The 26,799-nt window shown below is 53.0% G+C and carries 20 protein-coding genes; 16 read left to right on the top strand and 4 right to left on the bottom strand.

Going from position 1 to position 26,799, the window contains the following annotated elements; all coding sequences use genetic code 11:
* The first annotated feature begins 29 nt into the window (after positions 1 to 29).
* The gene (locus HMPREF3164_RS00905) at positions 30 to 1,811 is read left to right on the top strand and encodes an LPXTG cell wall anchor domain-containing protein (RefSeq protein WP_070448488.1); all 1,782 of its coding nucleotides are present in this window, start codon (positions 30 to 32) and stop codon (positions 1,809 to 1,811) included.
* 177 nt (positions 1,812 to 1,988) lie between these two features.
* Positions 1,989 to 2,750, top strand: a complete 762-nt coding sequence (locus tag HMPREF3164_RS00900; protein WP_004004834.1) for a sirohydrochlorin chelatase — start codon at positions 1,989 to 1,991, stop codon at positions 2,748 to 2,750.
* Between the two features lie 137 nt (positions 2,751 to 2,887).
* Here HMPREF3164_RS00900 and cobA read toward each other — a convergent pair whose 3' ends face one another.
* Positions 2,888 to 3,781, bottom strand: coding sequence for a uroporphyrinogen-III C-methyltransferase (cobA, locus tag HMPREF3164_RS00895; RefSeq protein ID WP_070448487.1), 894 nt, complete (start codon positions 3,779 to 3,781; stop codon positions 2,888 to 2,890).
* A gap of 10 nt (positions 3,782 to 3,791) precedes the next feature.
* Positions 3,792 to 6,479, bottom strand: coding sequence for a nitrite reductase large subunit NirB (gene nirB / locus HMPREF3164_RS00890; protein ID WP_070448486.1), 2,688 nt, complete (start codon positions 6,477 to 6,479; stop codon positions 3,792 to 3,794).
* A 516-nt stretch (positions 6,480 to 6,995) separates the two neighbouring features.
* On the opposite strand from nirB, the gene nirD reads away from it, so the two are divergent.
* Positions 6,996 to 7,337: a nitrite reductase small subunit NirD gene (gene nirD, locus HMPREF3164_RS00885; protein WP_070448485.1), complete on the top strand. Its 342-nt coding sequence runs from the start codon at positions 6,996 to 6,998 to the stop codon at positions 7,335 to 7,337.
* Positions 7,338 to 7,472: 135 nt separating this feature from the next.
* Positions 7,473 to 8,276: a DUF6318 family protein gene (locus HMPREF3164_RS00880; protein WP_141744089.1), complete on the top strand. Its 804-nt coding sequence runs from the start codon at positions 7,473 to 7,475 to the stop codon at positions 8,274 to 8,276.
* 261 nt (positions 8,277 to 8,537) lie between these two features.
* Here HMPREF3164_RS00880 and HMPREF3164_RS00875 read toward each other — a convergent pair whose 3' ends face one another.
* Positions 8,538 to 9,026, bottom strand: coding sequence for a DUF3995 domain-containing protein (locus HMPREF3164_RS00875; RefSeq protein ID WP_048755326.1), 489 nt, complete (start codon positions 9,024 to 9,026; stop codon positions 8,538 to 8,540).
* A 1,075-nt stretch (positions 9,027 to 10,101) separates the two neighbouring features.
* Here HMPREF3164_RS00875 and ileS point away from each other — a divergent pair.
* From ileS to HMPREF3164_RS00855, 4 genes are all read left to right on the top strand, one after another.
* A complete protein-coding gene (gene ileS / locus HMPREF3164_RS00870) occupies positions 10,102 to 13,449 on the top strand; it encodes an isoleucine--tRNA ligase (protein WP_070448484.1) in 3,348 nt (1,115 codons plus the stop codon).
* Positions 13,450 to 13,611: 162 nt separating this feature from the next.
* The gene (locus HMPREF3164_RS00865; RefSeq protein ID WP_070448483.1) at positions 13,612 to 15,180 is read left to right on the top strand and encodes a bifunctional folylpolyglutamate synthase/dihydrofolate synthase; all 1,569 of its coding nucleotides are present in this window, start codon (positions 13,612 to 13,614) and stop codon (positions 15,178 to 15,180) included.
* Positions 15,181 to 15,204: 24 nt separating this feature from the next.
* A complete protein-coding gene (locus HMPREF3164_RS00860; RefSeq protein WP_246822541.1) occupies positions 15,205 to 15,645 on the top strand; it encodes a DUF4233 domain-containing protein in 441 nt (146 codons plus the stop codon).
* 203 nt (positions 15,646 to 15,848) lie between these two features.
* Positions 15,849 to 16,523 carry a vitamin K epoxide reductase family protein gene (locus tag HMPREF3164_RS00855; protein WP_048755286.1) on the top strand — a complete coding sequence of 225 codons (675 nt, stop codon included), beginning with the start codon at positions 15,849 to 15,851 and terminating at the stop codon, positions 16,521 to 16,523.
* A 78-nt stretch (positions 16,524 to 16,601) separates the two neighbouring features.
* On the opposite strand, the gene ndk is transcribed toward HMPREF3164_RS00855, so the two are convergent.
* On the bottom strand, positions 16,602 to 17,015 hold the full coding sequence (ndk, locus tag HMPREF3164_RS00850) for a nucleoside-diphosphate kinase (RefSeq protein WP_048755287.1): 414 nt from the start codon (positions 17,013 to 17,015) through the stop codon (positions 16,602 to 16,604).
* Between the two features lie 158 nt (positions 17,016 to 17,173).
* Between ndk and HMPREF3164_RS00845 the strand changes: the two genes are divergently transcribed.
* The 8 genes from HMPREF3164_RS00845 to HMPREF3164_RS00810 form a co-directional block, all read left to right on the top strand.
* Entirely contained in the window at positions 17,174 to 17,413 is a 240-nt protein-coding gene (locus HMPREF3164_RS00845; RefSeq protein ID WP_238382412.1) for a nucleoside-diphosphate sugar epimerase, read from the top strand.
* Between the two features lie 469 nt (positions 17,414 to 17,882).
* Positions 17,883 to 21,497: an Rne/Rng family ribonuclease gene (locus tag HMPREF3164_RS00840; protein WP_070448480.1), complete on the top strand. Its 3,615-nt coding sequence runs from the start codon at positions 17,883 to 17,885 to the stop codon at positions 21,495 to 21,497.
* Positions 21,498 to 21,897: 400 nt separating this feature from the next.
* A complete protein-coding gene (gene rplU / locus HMPREF3164_RS00835; RefSeq protein ID WP_006887214.1) occupies positions 21,898 to 22,209 on the top strand; it encodes a 50S ribosomal protein L21 in 312 nt (103 codons plus the stop codon).
* Positions 22,210 to 22,249: 40 nt separating this feature from the next.
* The gene (gene rpmA / locus HMPREF3164_RS00830) at positions 22,250 to 22,507 is read left to right on the top strand and encodes a 50S ribosomal protein L27 (protein ID WP_004004819.1); all 258 of its coding nucleotides are present in this window, start codon (positions 22,250 to 22,252) and stop codon (positions 22,505 to 22,507) included.
* Between the two features lie 159 nt (positions 22,508 to 22,666).
* Positions 22,667 to 24,265 carry a GTPase ObgE gene (obgE, locus tag HMPREF3164_RS00825; protein ID WP_070448479.1) on the top strand — a complete coding sequence of 533 codons (1,599 nt, stop codon included), beginning with the start codon at positions 22,667 to 22,669 and terminating at the stop codon, positions 24,263 to 24,265.
* Positions 24,266 to 24,407: 142 nt separating this feature from the next.
* Positions 24,408 to 24,638: a hypothetical protein gene (locus tag HMPREF3164_RS00820; RefSeq protein ID WP_004004816.1), complete on the top strand. Its 231-nt coding sequence runs from the start codon at positions 24,408 to 24,410 to the stop codon at positions 24,636 to 24,638.
* A gap of 17 nt (positions 24,639 to 24,655) precedes the next feature.
* A complete protein-coding gene (gene nadD, locus HMPREF3164_RS00815) occupies positions 24,656 to 25,405 on the top strand; it encodes a nicotinate-nucleotide adenylyltransferase (RefSeq protein WP_013399181.1) in 750 nt (249 codons plus the stop codon).
* Positions 25,398 to 26,799 (top strand): hypothetical protein (locus HMPREF3164_RS00810; RefSeq protein ID WP_141744092.1); only part of this gene is annotated, 1,402 nt, incomplete at its 3' end. The genes nadD and HMPREF3164_RS00810, both read left to right, overlap by 8 nt.

Here is a 26,799-nt window from a genome sequence, read left to right as displayed (position 1 = left end):
TCAACTCACATAACTTCAAAGAGGGAAACATGGCTCCAAAGAAGTCAACCCGTGTCTACGCACTCGCCGCCGCGACCGTTATTACAGCAGGAACGTTAAGCTATGTTCCTGCTACTTTTGCATCTGAAGCAGGTAGTTCGACCGGTTCAGATACCTCCGCTACTGAATCGACGCATGAGAATTCCTCATTGCCGCTTCAGACTATCCCTTGGGCAAACTCCAACGCATCTGCTCAACCGGCAGGTGCTCAGGAAACCGCTTCTGCGGCCTCTACACAGGTGCCTGAACAGGAAAAACCGGTAAAATCCGAATCTCCGACCGCCTCTGAGACTGATTCAGCCTCAACCCCTGAAGCTAAACCATCTGAAACCTCTGCCGTTCCAGAACAGACCGAGAAAACCTCAAAGGCTACTCCCGGCACAAAGGTTATCGGGGTTGAGAATGAGGGTGATGAAACCTCAGAGGGGCGCCAGAACGCTCCTAAGGTTTCTGTTGATTCTGCCACTATCTACACCGATAACGAATTTAGCCCTTTCACCGTGCGTGTCAGTGGTTTCTACGGTCCGCGCGTTGGTAGCTCTATAGAGGTTCGCATTCAGGAAGTAAATGCTCAAGGCCGCCCTGTAGGCGCCCCTCTTGCAACCGGTCGTGTCTCTGCCCAAGAACTCATTGATGGTACTGCTACCGCCACTGTGAACGTCAGCTCAAGCAGACTGAAAGGCAATAAGAGCTATGCAATTGTTGCTGTCAGTAACCCCGGCGGTAAAGATCACCTTGTAGCAGGTACCATCGTTGAGCTCAAGCAGCGCCGCGTTGCTCATACTGTAACGAGTGAGGTCCCGGCTCCTCAGGAATCTAGTAAGAAGGATGCCTCGACTGCCGCACCGGCGCAAACCGAGAATACCCCGGCGCCTAAGCCTATAGAGACAGTAACTCCCAAACCTCAAGAGTCCGCGGCTCCCACACCGAGCGCATCCACTGATACAGCGAAGAGCGAGGCTCCCAGCGCTTCTGAATCAGCTAGTGCAGCCCCTTCCAATGCATCTGCTGAAGCTTCAGAGACTGCATCTGCTAACCCCTCCGCAACTCCTTCAGCTCCTGCCCCTGCATCGTCTGCGGAAGAAACCACAATGGATGTAGCGAATAAGGCTTCGCTGCGTGTCGATAGCGCACACTTCTCTGGCGATGCAGCAACTAACGTCGTTGTAGTCCGGGGTACTGGTTTTACCGGCGAACACGTCTCAGAAGGCGTTGAAGTTACTATCTTCGAATTGGATAGCGAAGGTAAAGCACAAGGCGAAGCCATCAAGAGTGTCTTTGTGAAACCCTCAGAAATTGTTGATGGTTCGTTCACTGCACAGCTGGAAGTCGAAGCTGCAAAGCTGCGTCCAGGGTACTCATACGGTATCGTCGCGATTAGCAATCCCAAGGGTGAAGAACATGTACAGGCATACACAGTAGCGATGGTTTCTGATGACTCGCACCCGGCACCCGGTGGCGAGGATAACAATGCCAACGTCGCCGCAACCCGCCCCGGCGCTAAGAAGGCTGGACACAACAACGGCGGACAAGGCGGTGCAGCTGCTCTGAACGGATCTGCAGAAGGCGATGCAGTACAAGCTGAACCGGACGCCAATACTGGTAATGCGCACAGTAACTCGAGCTCTGCAGCTACGACCTCAGCCAATAAGCGTAACCTGGCTCGTACCGGTGCTGACGGCGTTGTACTCTTCACGACGCTTGGCGGCTCAACGTTGGTGGCAGGTACCGCTCTCGTTGCGGCTCGTCGTCGTAAGAAAGACAACGTATAAGAACCTCTGCGGTAGTCCGCAGGTTATCACATAGGGAAGCACACGAATTCCGTGTGTTGTGAATAGGTACAAGGATGGGTGCCCGCATCGTACGGGTACCCATTCTTTATGCCCTTCTATAAGGTGGTAATTACCTTTATAGGTGAGTCGGGTTCTTCAGGCGCGTACACTTGAGCTATGTCTGTTCTCAATATTCTTGCGACCTCTCACGGTACCGACTCTTCAGAAGGGCGCCAAGCGATTGCCCTCGTGCGCGCCGAGCTTCAAAAGCTACTTCATGAACGAAGCACATCTGACGGGCGAGAATATAAAGTTCACGAAGCTTATGTCGACGTTCAGACACCGAGTGTAGATGAAGTCGCTCAAGCCTTACCGGATGACGAGCCTTGTGTTATTGTGCCGGTTCTACTGTCCACAGGATTTCACACCCAGGTTGATCTAAGGCGCGCTGCACGTACCAGCGGAGTTAAAGATATTCATATTGCTGCCTCTCTGGGGCCGGATGCGCGGCTTGCCCATCTTCAGCGAACTCGGCTTGAGGAAATTGGATGGCATGAAAAAATAGCTGCCGGTTCTGCCGCACCACCGATTGTTCAAGGGGCTGCAGGTTCATCCCGCCAAGATGGGCGAGCAGATATGCAGCGCGCCGCCGATTTGCTCGCAGAAGTTCTTCACACACCTACCAGAAACGCTTTTATCGCAGCAATTGAGCCGACAATAATTGATATAGCTCGTCAAGAGCAACCAAGGTTCGCGTCCCCGTACCTGCTTGCAGATGGATTTTTTGCCAAAAAGATGAGACGTGATATCGAGGCTGTTAGCGCTTCAACTATAGTGGCTGCACCGTTGGTATCCTCTCACGATATTGCCTCCGCACGCATTATTGCTCAGTGCGCTCTATCTCGTCTTGACGAGGTGCTGACCATCTCTGCCGAATAATACTCAAATACGGTCAAGCATATAAAATGGCTTCCGCCTTCGACAACTAGGAAAACGAAGACGGAAGCCACGTTGTATGCGCCAGAATTAGCGGATAATCAATCCACTATGGAGCAAGTTTCTGAGCGGCAGAGAACTCAAGACGTGGATTGCTCACGCAGCCGTTCATGTACATGACTGATGAACTGATGCCGATCGTCGCGTGCATAATAGACGACCTCACCAATGACTGTAATAGCAGGTGATTTAACGTCTTGGCAGTCTTGAGGAACTTGCTGCAAGGTCGTGACGATAACGCGCTCTTGGTTCGTGAAGCCCTTCTCAATGGTGGCCAACGGCATATCGCTTTCAACACCGCACGACATCATCTGCTCGATAGTATCCGGCAGAGTACGCACACCCATCAGAAGCACCACGGTACCATGAGCGCGCAATGTTGAAACAACAGCTTGTATATCGGTTTCATCAAGCCCCGAATGGCCCGAAACTACAGTAAAGATCGACGATACTTTACGCAGAGTCACGGGGATAGAAGCGCGGGCAGGCACCGCAATAGCGCTAGTAATGCCCGGAATAACCTCAGCATCCAGTCCGGCTGCAAAACAAGCATCTAGCTCCTCAGCACCGCGACCGTATACATATGGATCGCCGCCTTTAAGCCGCACCACGGTTTTGCCCGCGAGTGCATAGTCAATCATGAGTTGCTGGATGCGTGACTGCGGCACCGCATGCTTACCGGGTACTTTGCCCACGTCAATGATCAGGGCGTTTGGAGCGTATTCGGCAAGCTCTTGTGGAGCTAAATGATCCAACAGCACGACATCGGCTTCACCGAGCGCTCGAACGGCACGTAGAGTCAGCAAATCGAGAGCACCGGGACCGCCCCCGGCGATGTACACCTTACCGGGTACATCTGCCCGGGAGCTTGGAACTAAAGGCGCGTCTTGAGCAACACCCGCCGGAATATTGGCTAGAACCTCATCTATCGTCGCAAATTCGCGCGGTGGAAACGGCGGAATTTTAGGTGACATGGGCGGGTCCTTATGCGTTCGCTGGAACAGGATTATGCGCGCTGGGTGGGCCGACTGGGATTTTCGCTCCCGTCACCAGCACGGTATTGCCTTCACCCTTCTCTGCGGCAGCAATTTCCTCGGGCGTTGCTGGGCGAATCTGCTCACGTTCAAGAACAAACAGGTGCGCTGCTTCATCGCTGCCATCGGGCTCGTTGATGAAGGCGCGGAAGCGACGCAGACGGCGTTCGTCTTTGAGAGTGGCAGCCCATTCGTCCTGGTAAGAATCCACGTGGCGCTGCATATCTCGTTCCAGATCCTCGCAGACTCCCAAAGAATCTTCGATGAGTACGGATTGCAGATGAGCCAAACCATCACCGTGCTCTTCGTCAAGATCTTCAAGCCATCGGGCAGTGCGTTGTAGCTTATCCGCTGTGCGGATGTAGTACATGAGGTAGCGGTCGATGTAACGAACAACTTCTTCACTGGAGGCATCCTTGACGAACAAGCGCCCATGCGCGGGGTTCGCGCCGCCGTTACCACCAAGGTATAGGTTCCAGCCGTTGGTGGTGGCGATCAGGCCCACGTCTTTGCCCTGTGCTTCAGCACATTCACGGTTACAGCCGGAGACACCAAACTTGAACTTGTGGGGTGAACGCAGACCACGGTAGCGATTCTCCAGCTCGACGGCCATACCCACCGAGTCTTGAACACCGTAGCGGCACCAGGTTGAGCCGAGGCAGGATTTAACGTTACGCAGCGACTTGCCGTATGCCTGACCGGACTCGAATCCAGCATCAACCAGCCGCTCCCAAATGTAGGGCAGCTGCTCCAATCGGGCGCCAAACATACCGATACGTTGCGCACCGGTGATCTTGACGTAGAGGTTGAACTCATCCGCAACGGCAGCAATAACGGCCAGTTTCTTAGCGGGAATTTCGCCTGCGGGAATGCGCGGCACAACCGAATAGGTACCATTCTTCTGCATGTTTGCCAGAGCACGATCGTTGGTTTCCTGTAGGCCGCCGCGACCGGCATCGAGCACGTAGGAGTTGCGGAAAGATGAAAGAATGGATGCGACCGTTGGTTTACAGATAGCACAGCCGTCGCCGCCGTGCCCAAAGCGTGCAATGACCGAATCGAAGTCGTCGAGGTTAGTAAGGCGTACCGCTTCTGCAAGCTCTGCGCGGGAGAAATCGAAGTGTTCGCACAGCGCCTTAGAGACGGTCATACCCATCTTTTTCATCTGCTGTTCGAGGGTTTTCTGTAGCATGGGCACACAGGAGCCGCACTGGGTGCCAGCCGTGGTGCATGCCTTTAGGGCGGGTACGTCGTGGTTGCCGTCAACCACTGCCTGACGGACTTCGCCGAAGCTAATGTTGTTGCACGAGCAGAGAATGGCATCGTCAGGCAGCTCTGTATCAGGAATGCCGTCGCCGCCACCTGCCGCCGTGAGATACACATTGGGCTCTGCCGGGAGTTCTCGTCCCAGCAGCGGCTTGAGGGAATCGAAAGGAGCGGTGTCTCCCACGAAAACGCCGCCGAGGAGAGTCTTGGCGTCGCCGCTGGTCACGATCTTCTGGTACATGCCGCGCGCGGGGTCTGCGAAGAGAATTTCGAGGCAGCCTTCCGTGGTGCCGCGGCGGTCACCGAAGCCTGCAACCTGTACGCCTGAGAATTTGAGTTTCGTGGCGATATCGAATTCTTCGACCTGAGCATCTTCGTTGCCGTTGAGCAGATTCTTGGCGACCGCATCCGCCATCGCGTTGGCGGGGGCAACCAGACCCCAAGTTCGTCCAAGTACGCAGGCTACTTCGCCGATAGCCCAGATATGCTCGTCGCTTGTGTGGCATGCATTATTGACGAGAATACCACCGCGTTCGCCAGTCTCTAGTCCAGCGGCGCGTGCCAGCTCATCGTTGGGGCGAATACCTGCAGCGAAGACCACGAGGTCTGCATCAATCTGGTGAATAACGGCTTCGTCCGAGGTGGAATCTGCTACGGAGACCGAAATAACCTCGCCTGAGGCATCTTTGTTGATAGCGGATATGAACGCACCGGTTTCGATGTCGATCCCGGTTGCTTTGATCTGGGCGTTGACCGCGTAACCGCCGCCCTGATCGACCTCCACGGAGAGAAGCCACGGGGCAACATCGAGGATGGTGGGTTCGGCACCAAGGTCTTTGAGACCTTCTGCGGCTTCCAGCCCGAGAAGGCCTCCGCCGACAACAATACCGCGCGGTGCGCGCCCAAGTTTAGTCTGCAACCGTTCAACTTCGGAGACCATGTTTTTAACATCGTCTGCGGTGCGGAATACATGGGCGCAATCTGCGTTAGGAATCGGAATGCGCACCGCACTTGAACCGGTAGCGAAGACAAGCACATCGTAGGGGTAGTCTACGCCGTCTGAACCTTTAACAACGCGCGAGTCACGGTTGAGTGATTCGCCACGGGTATTGTTAACCAGGTTGATCGTGGACTCGTCCCAGAGCGCTGGGTCGCCAAGGGTAAGGTCTTTGTCGGTATCTTTAAAAAGCTGTTCGATAGCAACGCGGTCGTACGGAATATACGGTTCATCATTGAGAACGGTAATGGTGTCAGAGGCGCGTCCAGCGTCTTGGGCACCTTCATGATAAGCGCGTACAAAACGCCATGCTGCGGGTCCTGCACCGACGACCAGAATATTACGGGCGGTGTTCCCAGGGCCGTTCTGAGACATATTTGTCCTTCCTAGTTGTGTGTATACCGACTTCAGCAAAGAATGACCTGTCTCTAGGAACCGGCAATGCAGGAAAACCGGGAACAAACCTTGAGCCAGAACAACAAGAGTGTGGGATTATGTTGTTTTATACGCAGATTCTTGCTTGTAAAAAGTCGCTGTTTTTATCTTACACAGAGGCTATACGACGAAAGTGCCAAAATCGGTATTTTTGAGAAAAATTTTAAGGAAATTCCTTGAAATATCTAGGGATCAATGGGTGTTTTTGACCCTAAGGATTGTTGTTTTAGGTAAGCCTAAACTCCCTAAAGCGCTGTGTTTTTAAGGGTTTTTCAGACCTTTAGTAGCTTAGGTATGTCATATTTTTATCTGTGGTTTTTATAAGGTAGACTCCAAACAGAACACACAAGAAATACTTGTGCTCTCGTATGCCGCCTTCTGTCTATGCTGATTTGATATGTAGCTCTTGACTGTGACCGGTTGCATAGATAGCACCTGTCGAAAGGTAGAGCCGTCATGGCTGAAAATGCCGCCGTAGCACCTTCCTGGGTTCGCATCTGTCCCGAAAGTGAACTCGAAGAAAATTGGGGCGAAGTTGCCCTCGTCAAAGGTCAGCAGTACGCAATCTTTAAAACTAAGCATGGGTACTATGCATGCGATCATCGTGACCCTAATAGTCAGTCTCTTGTGATTGCTCGCGGCATTGTTGGAGAGAAAGACGGACACTCGACTATCGCCTCGCCCCTTTATAAAGAGGTGTATGATCTCACCACGGGTGAGTGTGTCTCAGGGGCTGACTATACGATTGGTGTGTACCCTCTAGAAGTGCGAGACGGCGATATTTACCTACAGGTCTAATTCTTAGAGTTTTGTTCTGTAACTTTTAGGCTACTCTCAGGTTGTGGGTACGAAAGTTCAGGGTCTTTTCAGACGCGGTTGTTACGGTGCAGAGTAATCACTCAAAAACATACGCATACTGAAAAGAGAAAACCAATGAATTCGCCATACACCACTTTCACCTCTACTCCTTCACGTCGCGCTACTCTTATTGGTTTTGGGGCTTTTGGGATTGCAACCCTCGCCGGATGCGCCCCCTCCGTCAAGAGTGTTCAAAACTCGCCGAGCAACAGCTCATCCTCTTCAAGCTCTAGCGCTTCGTCAACAAGTTCACCCAGCGACTCGACCTCACCGGAAGAGTACGCAAAGTTCGTTGCTGACTGGAATAAATATGTGGGAGACATAAAACTTCCGACTAAAGATAAAGGCGGTTATACTCCCGCAACCAACACCGAGCCTGCAAAGAACGTTCCCGAACCTGATATTGACGAGAATGCCATACGCCAGAAGACCCTGGAAGGCTCATATAAGGCTCTTGCCGCCTATGAGGCATCATTCCTTTACGCGGTTCTTACCGGAAATTCTGAATATGCGAAGAAACTTAGCCATGAAGATGATCCGAATCTTCGACCACAATTTGACTTGTATCGTGACATTTATAACGGTGGTGGCTGGATGGAAGGGTACGACCTCAAGTGCTGGATTCTTGATAAAAGGCCTATGGTAGTATTCGAATCCGATATCGTTGCTGTTGCTTGGAATTATGGTGAAAAGTTTGAAGCCTATAAAGCCCACCTCAGCAAGGAAGAAGTGGCAGACCAGCCAGCAGATACAGCGGATAACATCTACATGGTGACCATATACGATGGTGGATCGTGGAAGTACGTTACCAATACCTATCTGAAGCAAAAATATCCTCAGCTTGTTGAAAATGGCAACAGCTCTTCCTCCGCTGCCTAGCTACATTACTCTTACGGTTTTAGCCGCAGAAATCTCTAAAGTAATTTTCAAAAGTTCTTTTGGCTCCCCAAATACTTTCGGGGAGCCAGAAGATAATAATTATGTAAAAATCCTCGACTGTACATTCCTTGAACTAACCAAATACATTAAGAAGCTTTCTGCCGAGGGAATTTAAGCCTCCATTTCTACCCAAAACGTTATATGTAGTAGCGATGTGGCAGATGCCTTCAACATCTCTTAAGGTCATACGCCGAGTGGTCTTTAGCCTGTTGACGACACTTTCTGGCGTCGAGCGCGCGAGACGAATAGCGCCCCGCACAGCAGCAGTCCCCAAATGAGGAAAAGGGGACTCCATAAGTAGGTGTGTCCCGCGATGATTGGATTATCCAGGGAAGCTTTGCCAGTTACTACACGCTGCCACCCCGTAAAAGTTCCACGGCCGCCCCAGCCTATAAGCACTATAGAGCCCACCCAAGAAACAATGCGAACCCACGCGTGCGCAGGCGGTCGTAGATGGTCTATAAGCGGCACAAGTGCGCCCGTAACTTTGGCGATAAACACGGCAGCCAGTAAAAACCGCACCGGAACGTTACCCTCTTGCTGTAGTTCGACAGCCATCGGCCCCACGGTATCTAACAGCCACATCCCGCCGCACATCCAGTAAAAGCTGGGTGCAGCGTGCAATAAACCTGCGATAGCGGCTCCAATAAACAGTGGTGTTCCGGCGGATCGCGTGCGGGTTTTCTCCATGTCATACAGTCTAGAAGCCATCACTTGTTCCAGCTAGCAGGAAACGTAAATATTGTCCCAAAAATGATTTTTGTTCTATAGTCCCAAAAATATTGCTAATAGAACATAACGGATTGCTTTCTATGGAGAATTCCGAGATTCTGGGGCTTCCCGAATTAGCAACCGAGACGACTCTGCTTGCCGTGCACATGAAGAACGTGAGCTACACTTACCCGAGCAGAGCATTCAGGGGCTAGCGACTTCTGTTAAAAATTTATGTTTTTCAGATTCAATAACCCCTTATTTCAGAGGGAGCCGAACTGGCGCGGAATGTCAGAAGTGCATCATTGAGGAAGGAAATCGATGTGGGGAGACCCGTGAACTTTCCCACAGCATTCTGGGCGTGTTCTTCAGAGAAACAGGACGTCCCATGTGCTGTATAAACGCTAGATAAACGAAAATTTTTTCGTTGACAGAGCACGTAAAAATGCATATTTAGTGGAGGCTGGCAAGAATGACCCCAATACCTAGTGTCGAGGGTTAATATTCAACTGAAAGTGTATGAAAACATTGAGTATATTTGTAAAAACATGCATTTACGACACGCCCGAGATGCGTCACAGAGGGTCTGAAAGCGGGTAAAAATTGGGTTTTTTGTAGCTTGCACCCGTAGCTACAAACCCCATAGAATGTAGATGTTTGCAAAGACCCGGCGATCACCGGCGAGCAATTCGGAAGAACAGACCGCACCTGCGGGACCCCACCTTTTCGCTGCGGCGAGGGGCGCCTTAGCGGAACAGATGCAGTCTTAGTAGACCCGGACGGTTAAGCCCGATACAGCTGTTAATAAGCGACTGATACTCGCTCAACGTGCCGCTCTCCGGGGGCGTAAGAACGTTCCTGATGAACAGTTCATAGCCCCGGGGGAGGTCGGTGCGTTTGTCTGTATCAGTAAGCAAGGTGGTACCGCGCCAGCATATACGCCCCATGAGGGGTGCACGATGAAGGCGTCCTTGCACCCGTTTGTCCATCCTCGGCAAAGGGTGCGGTTCACGTACCCAATGGCGGGAATCTGAACAGAAATAGGGCGCACTGCATGTCAGAAAATATCTACCCCAAGGTGAGCGCGTTTGAAGCCTCAGGATACGGTGTAAGCGCATCACCTAAATTCCCTAAGCTCGAAGAAGCTGTACTCGACTATTGGAAGAAAGACGGAACCTTCCAAGCATCTATCGATAACCGCGAAGCCGGGCCCCACGGCGATAACGAATTCGTCTTCTACGATGGCCCTCCATTTGCAAATGGTCTGCCGCACTACGGGCACCTGCTCACAGGTTACGCGAAAGACCTTGTAGCACGTTACCAAACTCAGCGCGGGCATAAAGTAGAACGCCGCTTCGGCTGGGACACTCATGGTCTGCCTGCCGAGCTTGAAGCCATGAAACAGCTCGGCATGACCGATAAACAAGAAATCCTAGAGATGGGCATCGATAATTTCAATGATGCCGCGCGCGCCTCCGTGCTCAAATACACCAATGAGTGGGAACAATACGTTACCAGGCAGGCGCGTTGGGTGGACTTCGAGAACGACTATAAGACCCTCAACGTTGAGTACATGGAATCCGTGATTTGGGCGTTCAAGCGTCTCTACGATAAAGGGCTCACGTACCAAGGGTTCCGTGTTCTGCCGTACTGCTGGAAAGACGAAACCCCGTTATCGAACCACGAGCTGCGCATGGATGACGACGTCTACCAGGATCGTCAAGATCAGACCGTCACGGTAGCTTTCGCTCTCACCGCGGACGACTCGCTCGCTGCCAATAAAAATATTGTCGCTGAACTGGCAGGCGTTGAGGCGCTTGCCTGGACCACCACCCCCTGGACCTTACCCACCAACCAGGCGCTCGCCGTCGGACCCGACATTGAATATGTCGTAGTTCCCGGTGCCGGTGAGCTCAGCGGACGGCGCTTCCTCATCGCAGCTGATTTGTTGGGAACCTATGCGAAAGACCTCGGGTATGCAGGGGAGAGCCCCGCCGAGGATGCGGCAGCCGCCATCACAGCGCGCTACACCGGCTCCCAACTAGAAGGTGTGCGCTACACTCCGCTGTGGGATTACTTCGCCGATGCCGAGAAATGGGGCACAGGAACCTCATGGCAGATTCTCGTTGCCGATTACGTAAGTACCACCGATGGTACCGGTATCGTTCATCAGGCACCCGCCTATGGTGAAGACGACCAGAAAGTTTGTGAATCCTACGATATTCCCGTGGTGCTTTCGGTAGATGAAGGCGCCAGGTTCCTTCCCCTATTCGGACAGCCTAGCCCTTCAGGGTCTACCGCACTTGCGGGTATCGCCGGAGTTCAGGTTTTCGAGGCAAACCGCACCATTATTAATGCTCTCAAGGCAGATGGTGCGCTCATCGTGGAGAAATCCTATGTGCACTCCTACCCGCACTGCTGGCGCTGCCGTAATCCTCTTATTTACCGCGCCATTACCTCTTGGTATGTGAAGGTGACCGAGTTCAAAGACCGCATGTCTGAGCTGAACGAGCAGATCAACTGGATTCCCGAAAATGTCAAGTACGGGCAGTTCGGTAAGTGGGTTGAGAACGCTCGCGACTGGTCAATTTCGCGCAACCGTTTCTGGGGTTCTCCTATTCCCGTTTGGGTTTCGGACGATCCAAATTATCCTCGTGTTGATGTTTACGGATCGCTTGAAGAACTCAAAGCTGACTTTGGTCGCCTGCCGCTGAACAAGGAGGGGCAGCCAGATCTGCACCGCCCCTATATTGATGAGCTGACGCGTCCAAACCCTGATGATCCAACGGGTAAGTCTACGATGCGCCGCGTCGAAGACGTGCTGGACGTATGGTTTGACTCCGGGTCGATGCCGTATGCGCAGGTTCACTATCCCTTCGAGAATAAGGACTGGTTCGAGAACCACTATCCGGCGGACTTCATCGTTGAGTATATTGGTCAGACCCGCGGCTGGTTCTACACCCTGCATATTTTGGCGACCGCACTATTTGACCGTCCTGCTTTTAAGAATGTTGTCAGCCACGGCATCGTGCTCGGCTCTGATGGGCAGAAAATGTCAAAGTCGCTGCGCAACTACCCGGATGTCTCTGAAGTTCTTGACCGCGACGGCTCAGACGCTATGCGCTGGTTCCTCATGTCATCGCCGATTCTGCGCGGCGGCAACCTGATTGTGACCGAGCAGGGGATTCGTGAAGGGGTACGACAGGTGATGCTTCCGCTCTGGAACGTCTATCACTTTTTCGCTCTCTACGCGAATGCCGCCAATAAAGGCGCGGGATATACGGCACAGGTGAAGTACGATTCGCAGCATGTGATGGATCGCTTTATTTTGGGTAAAACCCGGGAGCTGATACAGCAGGTTACTGCGGACATGGACTCTTACGATATCTGGAGTGCCTGCGAGCATCTGCGTCTTTATGCTGATGCTCTTACCAACTGGTATGTGCGCCGCTCACGTGAACGTTTCTTTGACGAAGACCCCGATGCCTTCGATACCCTGTACACCGCTTTGGTGACGGTATCAAAGGTAGCGGCGTCACTTCTGCCGCTCACGACCGAAGAAATCTACCGTGGCTTGACCGGCGAGCGTTCGGTACATCTTGCCGACTGGCCTGCCGCTGAAGACTTTGCTGATGAATCTGAGCTGCTTTCGCTCATGGAAACCGTACGGGCGGTATGCTCTACAGGGTCTTCTCTGCGTAAAGAGAAGAAGATCCGTGTGCGTCAGCCTCTGCAATCGCTCACGGCGGCCATTGCCAACGAGCAGTTCGCACAGCTGGAAACCGCATTCGGCACTAAGGGCGCCGATTACTTCGCCAAGATTGTGAAAGACGAGCTGAACCTGCGTGAAGTTATCCTCGTGAATGCACAGGACGCTAACCCAGCCGACTACGGTATCTCGCAACAGCTGAAGGTGAATGCCCGTGCCGCAGGTCCCCGCCTTGGTAAACAGGTTCAGACAGCTATTAAGGCATCGAAATCTGGCGATTGGACAATCGCCGAAGACGGTACCGTAACCGTTGCTTTCAACACCATCGACGGCGGACTTGCACTAGTTGACGGCGAATATGAGCTGGCAACCGTGGTAGCGTCCTCGGACGATGGTACCGAGCGTGAAGCGGCAGCCGTGCTGCCCGGCGGTTTCCTAGTGCTGAACATCGAATTAACCGATGAACTTGTAGCAGAAGGTATTGCCCGCGATACTATTCGCGCTATTCAGCAGGCCCGTAAAGATGCCGGACTGAATGTCTCTGACCGCATTAACCTAACGGTGAGTGCCCCGCAGGACACCCTGGAGGCTCTGCGCACCCACGAGGAACTGGTCACTGGCGAGACCCTAGCGGTTTCCCTGGACCTCACGGAGGGCGAGAGCCTGACCATTACGGTCGCAAAGGCAGCATAGAATAGGGGCAATATAGCCTCTAAGCCGCCCCGGCACATATAACACACCGCGGTATGTACCGTGCTGGGGTGGCTATACACCCAAATATATATCTGTACATAAGGCAGAATCCTGGTAAAGACGCTGGCCGCACAGCTTGATACCAGCCAAGGAAAGAACACTATGAGCGAGATGAGCTACCCAGCAATCCCGGACCCCGAAGGGGTTGAACGCGTCTACGGTGAATTGCTAGCACGCGCCCCCGAAAATAAGATGGCTCCCCGGCTGGATGCGGTTCGTCGAGCCGTTGAAATCCTCGGGGATGTGCACCGCGCCGCCCCGGTCATCCACATCACCGGAACTAACGGTAAAACCAGTACCGCCCGCATGATTGAATCGCTTTTGTTGGCTCATGATCTGCGCACCGGGCGTTTTACTAGCCCACATCTCGAAAGCGTTACTGAGCGCATCAGCATTAACGGTGAACCGGTGCCTGATGCCACGTTCGTGCGCGTTTGGGATGAAATTTTGCCATACCTCACTCTTGTGGACGAAGAATTTGCTGCACGTGGAGAACCAAAACTTACGTTCTTTGAGTCCATCACCGTACTTGCTTTCGCTATTTTTGCCGATGAGCCCGTGGACGTGGTGATTCTAGAAGTCGGGATCGGTGGTTCGTGGGATTCTACGAATGTAGCCGACGGTATTGTCTCCGTCGTGGCACCCGTTGGCCTTGACCATACCGATATGCTGGGGGATACTCTGGCTGAGATTGCAACGGAAAAAGCCGGGATTATTAAACCCGACGGATACCTTATTTCTGCGGCGCAAGACCCTGAAGTAGCGACCATACTTCTTGATACTGCTCGTAAGCAGAACGCCAAGTACGCCTTCGAAGGTGTTGAATTTGGTGTGGTTGAGCGTGACCGCGCGGTCGGCGGGCAGCTTTTGACTCTCCGAGGTTTAGCAGGAGAATACCCCGAGATTGAGCTCCCCCTACACGGTGAGCACCAGGGGCAGAACGCATCATTAGCTCTTGCCGCAGTCGAGGCATTTTTCGGTGGGGATCGTGCCCTTGCGCGAGATGTAGTACTCGCCGGATTCGCCCAGGTACGTTCGCCAGGGCGGCTTGAGATGATTCGCAGCGAGCCTTTGGTAGTGCTTGACGCCGCCCATAATCCGCATGGGGTGCGCGCCGCATCTACGGCTTTTAAAGAGGCATTTGAACTGTCCCATGTGCATGCAGTCGTCGGTATTCTAGGCGAAAAAGACGCTCTCGGTATTTTTGAAGTACTTCGTGAAGAATACGTAGACTCAACCGATGCCACATTCCGGTTGTATCTTTCTGCCTCAGAATCTTCCCGAGCCATTGCCCCGGAAGAACTTCAAGAGATCGCCCTCGACGCCGGGTTCGACGAAAACATTATTACGGTATATGACCACCTGGATGAGGCTCTTGCCATCGCCATGGAGAACGCCCTCTTTGAGCAGGAAACTGCTGGTGTGTTGGTAACAGGATCGGTCACGGTCATTGGGGAGGCGCGTACCCTGCTGGCACAACCCGCCCAAGAATCCACTGCACAGCACAACGCCGAGCCTGAAGAACTCGCTGAGGCTGCAGAAACCGATTCCGATGAACTATTTGGCGAGATTATGGCTGAGCTGGCGGGGGAGGAACCTCGTGAAATCCCGTTAGAAGACTCATTGGGATTGCCTCTGGCAGACGGCACCGATAATCCTGAGGAAAGCTAAGACTATATGGCAAAAAAGCAGTTTATGACACGCGCTCAACGGGATTGGAAGCCCGGGACGGTTAAGAAACCACGTTCTACGAAAGTCATGTTTGCTTCCACCATTTTGGTACTCGAAGCATTCACGATTTTCTTCGGCACACTAGCCGTTTTCGGACTTCATTTCAACGATCCGAGCACTGTAAAAATTATAATCTGGGTTGCAGGTTTGGTTCTTGCCGGTGCGTGTATATTCCTACCCGCTAAGCTGGCAAAACCGTGGGGATACTCTGCTGGTTGGGTGCTTCAAGGCGCCATGCTTCTTGCCTCAGTCATTGCGTTACCCCTCTCGCTCGTAGTAACAATCCCGTTTGTTGCCTGCTGGTGGTATGCGCTACACGCCGGTACCCGCATCGATGCCGAAAACGAAATACGCGCCGCCGAACAAGAAGAATGGGAGCGTAAAAACTTACATGAGAGTGAGTAAGCAACGATACAGGCGATTATGCCATGATCGCTGGCAACACCAAGATATAGGTATAAAAATCCCTGTCTTTATGACGAGAAACTTAACCCTAGGCGCCGAACACGTTAGGATAGCTACAAAGGGTTCAACGCATCATACTGCGGCTGCGGTATGATGCGTCACTTATCACCACCGATAAACAGGTATATGTAAAGGAGCAGCACATGGGTGCCGTTGAGCAAACATCGGAAACCGACGATCTACTATCTGAAGATGTTATAGACTCCCAGGTTTCCTCTCGTGAGCGAGATACGGCAGAAGGATCGGAGCGTTCCTTAGCGATCTGGCTCTTTATGACGGGAGCTATAGCCCTGGCTTCATCGGCAACCCTTGTTTTTGAGCGTCTTCAGATTTTCGTGGATGCGGGGCATACCTCGGTCTGCGACATCAACGCCCTTCTTAACTGCGGCACCGTGATGCGCACCCCGCAAGCTGAAGCCTTTGGATTCCCCAACCCCTTCATCGGACTCATAGGGTTCTCCATCGTTATGACGATAGCCGCCTCCATGCTTGCAGGAGCTACCTTCAAAAAATGGTTCTGGGTAGCCACCAACATCGGCTTAGCGCTCGCTACGGCGTTTGTCTTCTGGCTCTGGTTTGAGACTACCTTCCACATTAACGCACTATGTCTTTTCTGCATGATCGTGTGGGTTATGACGATTACTATGTTTGTAAAGGTGACGGTACGCAATATTTCTCATAGCGTTATTCCTGCCCCTGAAAATATTCGTGAGAGTATCGGTACGTGGAGCTGGTTTACTATCACCTTGGTGCTCATTCTCATCTTTGGGATTATTGTGATCCGCTTCTTTGACGTGATCATGAATATGATGCGCTAATTTTTATGTGAACACAGTGAGGGTGGGTCTTCCATAATCTTCTGGAAGACCCACCCTCACTGTTATATGGTTTCAACTCTAAGACAACCAAAGAGCAATCTCACGGGCTGCAGATTCGGGGGAGTCTGAGGCATGCACCAGGTTCTTTTGCACACCCTCACCCCAATCACGTCCGTAATCTCCACGAATTGTTCCCGGTGCTGCCGTTGTCGGGTCTGAGGTTCCCAGCATTGTACGTACACCCTCGATTACACGATCTCCGCTGAGAACAGCGGCGACCACGGGACCAGAAACCATGAAATCCACGAGGGAACGATAGAAAGGCTTGCCTGCGTGCTCAGCATAGTGCTGGGCGAGAAGTTCTTCGGTGGGCTGAAGCATTTTCAGTCCTTCAATCACGTAACCCTTAGTCTCAAAGCGGCTCAAAATCTCGCCAATAAGCCCGCGTTCAACACCGTCAGGCTTTACCAGAATTAGGGTCTTTTCGGTCATAATTTTCCTCTATCTTGTTTGCGTTCATTCTGTAGTGGTTGCTCAATATCATAGGGGAAAGAGGCGCCGACATGTGTGCTTCAGCCAAGATACGCATCGAAATTTTTAAGAAGAGGCGTATAATCGTAGCGTTATTGTTCAATCACCGAGGAGAATCCGTGAAAGGCTTTGGCACAACATTGATGCTGGCATCAGCAGTAATTTTTTTGGCGGCGCTACTCTTTCTGACCGCAGGAAAGTTCTCGATGGTGTGGGTTATTTTACTGATCGCAGCTCCTTTCGCTTTCATCCTCGGTATTCCCTTTGCCACAGGTTCCGGGCCAGAGTATCTGCCTAGTAACCCAAAACTGGCGCAGAAAGCACGCGAAAAACGTGATGCTGAACTAGGTCTCGGCTAGGTTTTACTCTCGTTATAAGCGCAATGTTGGTCACACCAATGTTGCGCTTTTTATGCATGTATGGGGTGTTCTGGATTGCACACGGTATAATGATGAGCGGTACATTTTTATGCCCCGCACGCATAAAAGATACCCAGTATATTGACCGAGAGAACGTGCACGCGCATCCGTCATAGCAAAAGTTCAGATAAGACGTTAGCGGATGATGACCCCAGGCATTGGCATCTTAGTGACATCTCGGTTAAACATACTGGCCGAGAAAATCATGAAGAAACGCATCCGCCGTATTTGCGGAGTAAGCCGACTTCGTGCTCGCCGTCTTGTACGCCCGGAAGCAAACGAAGGCAGACACAAAGAGCAGGCTTGAGCCACGTATTTCTTGGTAATTAGGCTTATGACACGCTAACGCGTCGATGCAGAGAGTTTTACGATGCGGCGTAAAATTCTTGAAGGAAGAAGAAAGAAAAGAATGGCTGACGAAAAGAACGCCCATCAATCTAGCATGAATATGGATGTTCTTGCTGACATGATCTCTCTCGCTGATAAACAGGATGTCTCCGGCGAGACGATGAGAACTCATCAGGAAAAAAATAATACCCGGGTTGAAAAGCAGGCAGATCCCCTGAAGGATAGTGAATCTGCAGTATCAGCAGCACCGCGTCGTAAGAACTCATCGCGCGCTAAGAAAGTTGCTGAACCCACGCCCGAAGACGCTGTTGCGGCTGGGTTAACGGATTTACGTAATCAGAAGGCTAAGCATGCCCCTGCACCAAGGAAGACTGTGGCTGCGGCCTCTGCCGAAGAAGTCGCGAACACTCTTGATACTCTTTTTACCCAAGCCGCCGAGTCTGCAGCATCAGCTGATGAAACTATGCCCCAACCCGAATCTCAGAAAACTGAAACCCGCGATTCTTCTGCCAAAAACCTTGCCTCTCCCGAAGTGGACACTGAGGTGTCCGAACTTGCCGAACAGACTGAGGTAGCAGAGCCTGTCTCTGATAACCGTGAAGAAGCCCAGACTGAAGAAGCTGCTCAAGAAGATAAGACAGCCATGATATCTTCGGAAGAAAACACTAAAGATGCTGACGAGCCTCATACCATCCAGTCAAAGGAATTAGTGGCAGAGAACGATGAAGACTCTGAGCCTCAAGCGACCTACGACGCTGAAGAGGATGAAGCTGAGACTTCTGAGCCGACAGACGAAGAGAGCACTGCCAGCACATTCGAAGATGAAAAGTCAGACGAAGAGGAAACGGCGGAGCCAGCAAAAACTTTGCGTGACGTACAGAATGAGAAGATTGCGCAGTTGCGCGAATCGGTGCGCCCGGGCGCTATGCCCCTATTCTATTCGCCCGAACCCACTGAGCTTTCTGAGCTTGCTTCTGCAGTCGCTGTGGAGCGCGAGCGTTTGCGTGCCGAGCGTTTGGAACAAGAGCGCCGCGATCGTATGGAGCGCCGTCGTGAAGAGGCAGCAGCTGAAGCTGAGGTGACGAGTCACCGCCGTCGCCGCCGCCGTCGTGGAACCGAAGATATAGAAATTGAAGGTAACGCCAATGACGAGGTTGAGACCGTTACCAAGGTCCGCACTCCTCGCCTTGCAGATTCTCATGCTTCTGACACCGTGACTGGCGTGCGTGGTTCTACCCGTCTTGAAGCTAAACGTGCGCGCCGCCGCGAGTCCCGATCGCTGGGTCGCCGTCGTCACATCGTGACCGAGGCAGAGTTTTTGGCGCGTCGCGAGTCAGTAGATCGTCAGATGCTTGTGCGTCAAAAAGAGGGGCGCATTCAGATTGGAGTTCTCGAAGACGGCGTGCTGGCAGAGCACTTTGTCTCTAAAACCCAGCAGGATTCCTTGATTGGGAACGTTTACCTTGGCAAAGTGCAGAATGTTCTTCCGTCCATGGAGGCAGCATTCGTCGATATTGGGCGTGGTCGTAACGCTGTTCTCTATGCGGGTGAAGTGAACTGGGATGTTACCGGTCTTGACGGTGCACCCCGCAAGATCGAGAATGCACTTAAACCGGGCGATTCCGTGCTGGTGCAGGTGACCAAAGACCCAATCGGTCATAAGGGCGCGCGTTTGACGAGTCAGGTTTCGCTTCCCGGTCGCTTCCTGGTGTATGTGCCCGGTGGCTCAATGACCGGTATTTCACGTAAGCTCCCCGATACTGAGCGTGCACGTCTCAAAAAGATTTTGAAGGATAAGCTGCCGGATGGCGCAGGCGTGATTGTGCGTACTGCAGCGGAAGGCGCATCCGAAGAAGAGCTGACCCACGATATTAATCGTTTGCGCGCGCAGTGGGAAGAGATTCAGGAAAAAGCGAATTCCCGCAAGGTGCTTGCCCCCGAAATGCTCTATCAGGAACCTGACCTGATGATTAAGACCGTGCGCGATGTCTTCAACGAGGATTTCACCTCTATGATCGTGCAGGGCCAGAGCGCATGGGACTCTATTGAGGCCTACGTGACCTATGTTGCCCCTGATCTGCTCTCACGCCTGCAGAAGTGGGAGGACGAAGATGATCTTTTCGACCATTACCGCATTAATGAGCAGCTGGCGAAGGCACTAGACCGCAAGGTATATCTTCCTTCGGGGGGTTCCTTGGTGATCGACCGTACCGAAGCTATGACCGTGGTAGATGTTAACACCGGTAAATTTACCGGTAGCGGCGGTAACCTTGAAGAGACCGTCACCAAGAATAACTTGGAGGCGGCAGAGGAGATCGTGCGTCAGCTGCGTCTGCGTGATATTGGCGGCATTATTGTTATCGACTTTATTGATATGGTGCTTGAATCAAACCGTGATCTTGTGCTGCGTCGTCTGATCGAGTGCCTGGGGCGTGACCGCACTAAGCACCAGGTTGCTGAAGTAACCTCGCTGGGTCTTGTGCAGATGACCCGTAAACGTTTGGGAACAGGTCTTCTTGAGGTCTTCTCTGAGCAATGTGACTCATGCGGTGGACGCGGTTTGTTGGTGCACGATCAGCCGTTAAGCGGACGTTCCGGCGGTGCCTCCGATTTCATTCACCGTCAAGAGCGCACCGAACGTAAGCGTTCACGAGCGGCTTCGCGCAATAATACCCGTGATGCCGCTGAGGGCGTGGACTCAGAGAAGGACGAGAAGAAGGCAGAGCGCCGCAACGCTATGGCCTCTATTGCTGCAGCCTCGCACACGGCTGACGAGCTTGAAGCTGAGGACCAAGCAAACCGTAAGAAGCGTAAACGTCGTAAGCGCTCTCGTCGTACCGAAACTGCCGAGCTTTCGCTGGAGCAGGAGATTCAAGGCATCAAGGCGGGGGCGAAGGCACACCGCGAAGTCTCATCCCGTGAGGACAAAGTTGCTGAAGTAACCGAGACCGATTGGATTGGTGAGCAGGGCGACTTTACACTGGAACAGCTTGCTGGGGCATTCGATCGTGATTTGACCCCAGAACATGATGCTCGGTTTACCCGCGAGTCTTCCCGTTCGGAGGCTATCCGCGCTGGAGAGGCGAAGGCTCGTGCCTCACAGAAGGCTGGCCGCATTACCCGCAGCGAGAGCGGTGGATTTAAGTCAAATCAGGGTGACGAGTCTTCAGCAGAGCAGAAGTCGCCTCGCGCCGAGCGTGAGAATCTGCAGGTTGAAGATGTGCACGAGAGCCCACGTAAGCGCCGCCGTTCGCGCCGTTCCTCTGAGAAGGAGCGTTCAGGTCGAGGGCAGGAGCAACGTGCGGAAGAGTCAGCTTCGGCCTCCCGTGTAAGTGGTGTTATTGGCAGCGCGCCGCGTGTGTCCGGTGTGATTACCCCCGGCGGGTCTGCCTCTAACTCGGTTGAGACTCAGAACGATAAAGATGGTTCTCAGCAGAAGATAGCTGCGCCAGCTGCTTCATCTGCACCGCGTAAACGTCGCTCCCGTCGAGCCGCTTCGTCGGCGGGAGCGCAGTCGAAGGTCGTGACGGTGGACGCCACCGAGTCGGCTCACGGTTCGGTTGTGGCTTCGGCTTCTGTGGCAGATGCGAAAGCACCCGTCGAATCTGAGGCTCCGACTCTCTTCGGTATCGGTGTTTCTGCTGCAGATATTAAGCGGCTTGGTAAGGAAGACTAACCGTATATGATTCCTTGCCGCAGATGATGAATATAACGTTGGCAATGCAGGACTAGAGGCTGTATTGCCAACGTTATTTTATAGTTTAGGGATACAATTGCGCATGACCCCGCGCATACAGTATCCTTAACGATTGGTATTTATCTCAGTGAAGCCCTATCGACGCAGGGTCAGCGGGAGATACCGCTTCTGGTTTTCCCCCATAGTGAGGACTTCCGGAAGACACCACCGGCAGACCGAGCGCGCATCCAACTGGGCAATCCCACAAGGAGCGCGGGCCGCATCCACATCTTATTACTCACCATGAGAGATACACGTGGAGCGCACAGCAATGAAAGCGCAGGCTGTCTGCACGTGTGAGATACGAAGAAGCAAGATGTCGAGAAAAGTGAGTCCCAAAGTGGCATACGCGATTGTACGCGCTGGCGGCCGCCAGGAAAAAGTCTCTGTCGGAGACAAAATTACCCTTGACCGTGTTGCAGGTGAACCCGGTAGCACCATCGAGCTGCCCGTACTGCTGCTCGTTGACGGTGACAAGATCACCGCTGACGCAAAGTCCCTGGCTTCCGCCAAGGTAACTGCTGAAAAGATTGAAGACCTGCGCGGTCCGAAGATCGTTATTCAGAAGTACAAGAACAAGACCGGTTACAAGAAGCGTCAGGGCTTCCGCGCTGAGCTGACCACCGTTAAGATCACCGCAATCAACGCGTAATCTTAACCACCGGATACAAACCTTAAGGTAGGAAAACAGAATGGCACATAAGAAGGGCGCAAGCTCCACCCGCAACGGTCGTGACTCGAACCCCCAGTACCTCGGTGTTAAGCGCTTCGGCGGTCAGACCGTCAATGCAGGCGAGATCCTTGTTCGTCAGCGCGGCACCCATTTCCACCCCGGCCTGAATGTTGGTCGCGGTGGCGACGATACTCTGTTCGCTCTGGCAGCAGGCACCGTCGAATTCGGTACCCGCAAGGGCCGCAAGGTCGTTAACATCCTGGCAGCAGCTGAGTAAAACTCGCTCACGCTAGGAAGAGGGGGTAGGCGAAAGTCTACCCCCTCTTACCATAAGATTTTCCGCATCTACTTGAGGATGCGCCCCCTCGCCAAGCTCAAGCAATCTCGTGTATTTTAGGCTTGTGCGAACCAGGAATTTACCAGAAGGAGAACACCCGTGGCAGAATTCGTGGACCGCGTGGTCCTGCATGTATCCGGTGGTCACGGAGGCAACGGATGTGTCTCTGTACGTCGAGAAAAATTCAAGCCTCTCGGCGGCCCCAACGGCGGTAACGGCGGTAACGGCGGGGACGTGATTTTGCGTGTTGATAACCAAACCACCACACTATTGGAGTATCATCACAGCCCGCACCAACACGCTCCCAATGGAGATATCGGCCGCGGCGATATGCACCACGGCTACAACGGCGAAGACCTAGTGCTTACCGTACCTCAGGGAACCGTCGTCAAAGATCGTGACGGTAACGTGCTTGCCGACCTGTTGCATGTGGGTGACGAATATACTGCTGCACGAGGCGGCCAGGGCGGTCTCGGAAACGCTGCGTTGGCATCCACCAAACGTAAAGCACCTGGCTTCGCACTCCTCGGTATTCCGGGGGAAGAAACCGATATTGTCCTAGAACTCAAATCCATTGCAGATATTGCGCTTGTTGGGTACCCATCAGCCGGTAAATCTTCGCTGATTGCTGCTATCTCTGCGGCTCGGCCTAAAATCGCTGACTATCCTTTTACCACTCTTATCCCAAACTTGGGTGTTGTGCAGGCAGGTGATGTTCGGTACACCGTTGCGGATGTTCCCGGTCTGATTGAAGGAGCTTCCGAGGGTAAAGGGCTTGGCCACCGCTTCTTACGTCACGTTGAACGTTCCTCCGCACTGGTGCATGTGATTGACTGCGCCACTTTAGAACCCGGGCGTGACCCTATCAGCGACTTTGAAGTTATTCGTGGTGAGCTTGAAAACTATGCGGTAGACCCCACCGCTGGGGTAACTGTGCCGCTCAATGATCGTCCCCAGATTATTGTTCTCAACAAAATTGATGTGCCTGAAGCGCGTGAACTTGCCGATTTCGTGCGACCTGAATTTGAGAACATGGGGTACAAAGTTTTTGAAATTTCGACGGCGTCCCATGAAGGGCTTAAACCGCTCATCTTTGCAATGGCAAACCTTGTGGAAGAAGACCGTCAGAAGCGTGTTACTCAAGAAGATAATTCTACGATTGAAGCCCCAGTTATTCGCCCCCAGGGCTTCCGCTCCAAGAAAAAACAAGAATTTATTATTCGCCGCGAAGAACGTAATTTGGAGCCGCTCTTTCGGGTTATTGGGGAGAAACCGGAACGTTGGGTTCAGCAGACCGATTTCAATAATGATGAAGCTGTTGGTTACCTGGCGGATCGCCTGGCAAAACTGGGGGTTGAGGACGAACTCTTTAAATCCGGTGCCCGTGCCGGAGACGCCGTGGTTATCGGTGAAAATGATAACTCCGTGGTCTTTGACTGGGAACCCACTATGGTAGGCGGCGCTGAACTTCTGTCTTCCCCTCGTGGTACTGACTCTCGCCTCGAAGAGATTATTCGCCCCACCCGAGCCCAAAAACGTGAGGAATATAAGGAACGCATGGATGCAAAAGCAGAGGCTCGCGCCGAGCTTGAGCAAGAGCGCGTTGCGGGTGTGTGGACTGAATCGGTGGAATATCGCCGTAAGCTCAAGGAAAAAGGTAAAGCTGAAGGTATTGATATGCCTGAGGCCAAGCAATAGCCCGGTAAGCCGGGGAATTAGGCAGCCTGACGACGTGGAAGATGTCTCAACTATCACGCATAAATAGGCCCGTCGTTTCGCGTATTTTCGCCCCTAACCGGTAGCATAGAGAGTAGCTTAACCATCGAAAGGAAGCACACACATGAACTCGGTTGTCCTAGCAGCTCACGGTGCTGAGCACACTGCGGGAATGCTTAACGGCATCCCGACCTATGTTTACGGCATCGTTGCTGCCGTCGTATTTACCGTTCTGCTGCTTGTTACTCTCTCGTACAGCGGACGCGGTATTGTACGGCCCGATCACACACCGGAGCTCATGGAGGGTGACGAAGCACAGGCATTGCGTAGCTATAGTGAGAAGCATAACCGCTAGTCGCTAAGGAAAGTATCGTGACTTTTCAAGCTCTGCGGCTCAGCCTTGAGTCGATTCCGTCGCGAACTCCTGGGCGTGTACGTCTAGGAGTTATGGGCGGCACCTTTGACCCTATTCACCACGGGCATTTAGTAGCCGCCAGCGAGGTTGCGGCGGTGTTTGATCTTGACGAAGTAGTATTCGTACCGACTGGTCAGCCGTGGCAAAAGACGGGGGAGAGGCACGTGAGCGATCCCGAGCATCGTTATCTCATGACGGTGATTGCGACTGCATCTAATCCACGATTTACGGTAAGCCGGATAGATATAGATCGTGGCGGCGCAACGTATACCTTTGATACCCTTAATGAACTACGTGCTCTGCGACCCGATGCAGATCTTTTCTTCATCACCGGTGCAGACGCGATTAGCCAGATCATGACGTGGCGTAATGCTCATAAGCTGTGGGAGTTGGCTAACTTTGTGGGAGTGACCCGTCCGGGACACGAGCTTGATCCTCCGTTAGGCGAAGGACGGCAGATTACCACACTTGAAATTCCCGCGATGGCAATATCGTCAACCGATATTCGCCAACGCGCCTCTAAGGGTGCCCCTATCTGGTATTTGGTTCCTGATGGCGTGGTGCAGTACATCAATAAGTATCGGTTGTATTCTCCTGAGGATGCTGCCACGCACTACGGCGGCGGGCTGCCTCGCCAGAAAGACTCAACAGATATTCAACCAACTAGTGAAGACAAAGTAATGGAACAAGAGGTTTTACATGGCTGAAGCTAAGGGCAAAGAAGAGAAGCCCTACAGCGAGGGAGACGCGTACCTCTACGAAACATACGTGACTGAGGACGGCATTGAGGTGCCGCCTCCCACGCGTGTGATGGGTCCGCGCCGTCTAGCACGTTATCGCGAAGACGTGGCGAACTATCTGCGCGCTATGGGTCGTGGCGAGCGCCCTAACCCTGTTGAGAATATGGGGTCTTTGGCAAATACCCACGATATAGATCCACGCGTTTTGGCGGTACAGCGTCGTTTTGCTGCACTCGCTACTCAGGGGTCTATTAAGCTGAATGCGAATGATGAAGAGAAACTGCATGAACCTGAGCCGCTAACCAGCACTATGCGTGCTCTTCGCCCGGAAGAGGTTAAAGCTAATAAGCCTGCGCCAGCTGCTGCCCCTGCCGCGCCTCCGGCGCCTGCTCCTCAGCCACAGCCGGAAGATTCCCTGCTTCAGGATTCCCTCCATGTGGAGGCAGACGATTTGACGTTCACCTCGTCAATCCCGATTATTTCTCCTGATAATTCCCCGAAGATGCACCAGTACATGGTGCGCGATGAGCCTGTTGTCGAGGGTGAAGATACTGAGATCGTTGAGACCGAGGATCAAACTGTTTCCTCACAGGCTCGCCCGGCAACTGCACCGCAGCCTACAGTAAAACCTAGTGACTCTAAAGCTCAGCAAAGCCGTCATACAGCTGATGCGCAGAGTGAAGCCGATGAGAACCGCATTAATGTTGCTCCTGTGCCGTTGAACCTTCCTTCGCCCATCCGCGCGATGGATGCTCAGGGACTTGACCTGTCGGTTCTGGACGAGAAATCTCAGCAAGATAGCGCATCCGCTCAAGCTGGCTCTGAGGCTAAGGAACAAAACGATACCGTCGCAGCAAAGAGTTCGGCGCAGCATGCTCAGACTGGTGCTCTTCCTGCACAGAAAGCGGCAAAGAACGGTTCTGTTAAACGAAAACCGTCGGCAACCGGCACTGTTCCTAAGATTCCTGCTCGTACTGGCTCTATGCCGAAGGTCTCGGATCGCACTGGTTCAACCCCCAAGGTGAAAGCGTCTGAGCAGAAAGATGCAGCTCCGAAGGTTGCAAACCCTTGGAATACTGTCCGTCTGCAGAATCCGATGAGCGCAGATTCACCGTCGCAGGCGTCCGAGCGCACCGGCTCAACCCCCAAAGTCTCACCGCGTACCGGGTCTGTATCGCAGGTGTCTTCTTCGCGCACTGGATCTGTGCCTAAGGTGCCTACTCGTACCGGCTCGATGGCGAAGGTCTCGGATCGTACCGGTTCGACTCCGAAGGTTTCCGAGCGTACCGGTGCCACCCCGAAGGTGAACACCCGTACAGGTTCCGTCTCGCAGGTGTCTTCTTCGCGCACTGGATCTGTGC

Origin of the sequence: Rothia sp. HMSC08A08 (assembly GCF_001808385.1) — a bacterium.
GTDB classification, from domain to species: domain Bacteria; phylum Actinomycetota; class Actinomycetes; order Actinomycetales; family Micrococcaceae; genus Rothia; species Rothia dentocariosa.
Note: the sequence above shows the minus strand (reverse complement) of the source record. Positions and strands in the feature narration are given on the sequence as shown.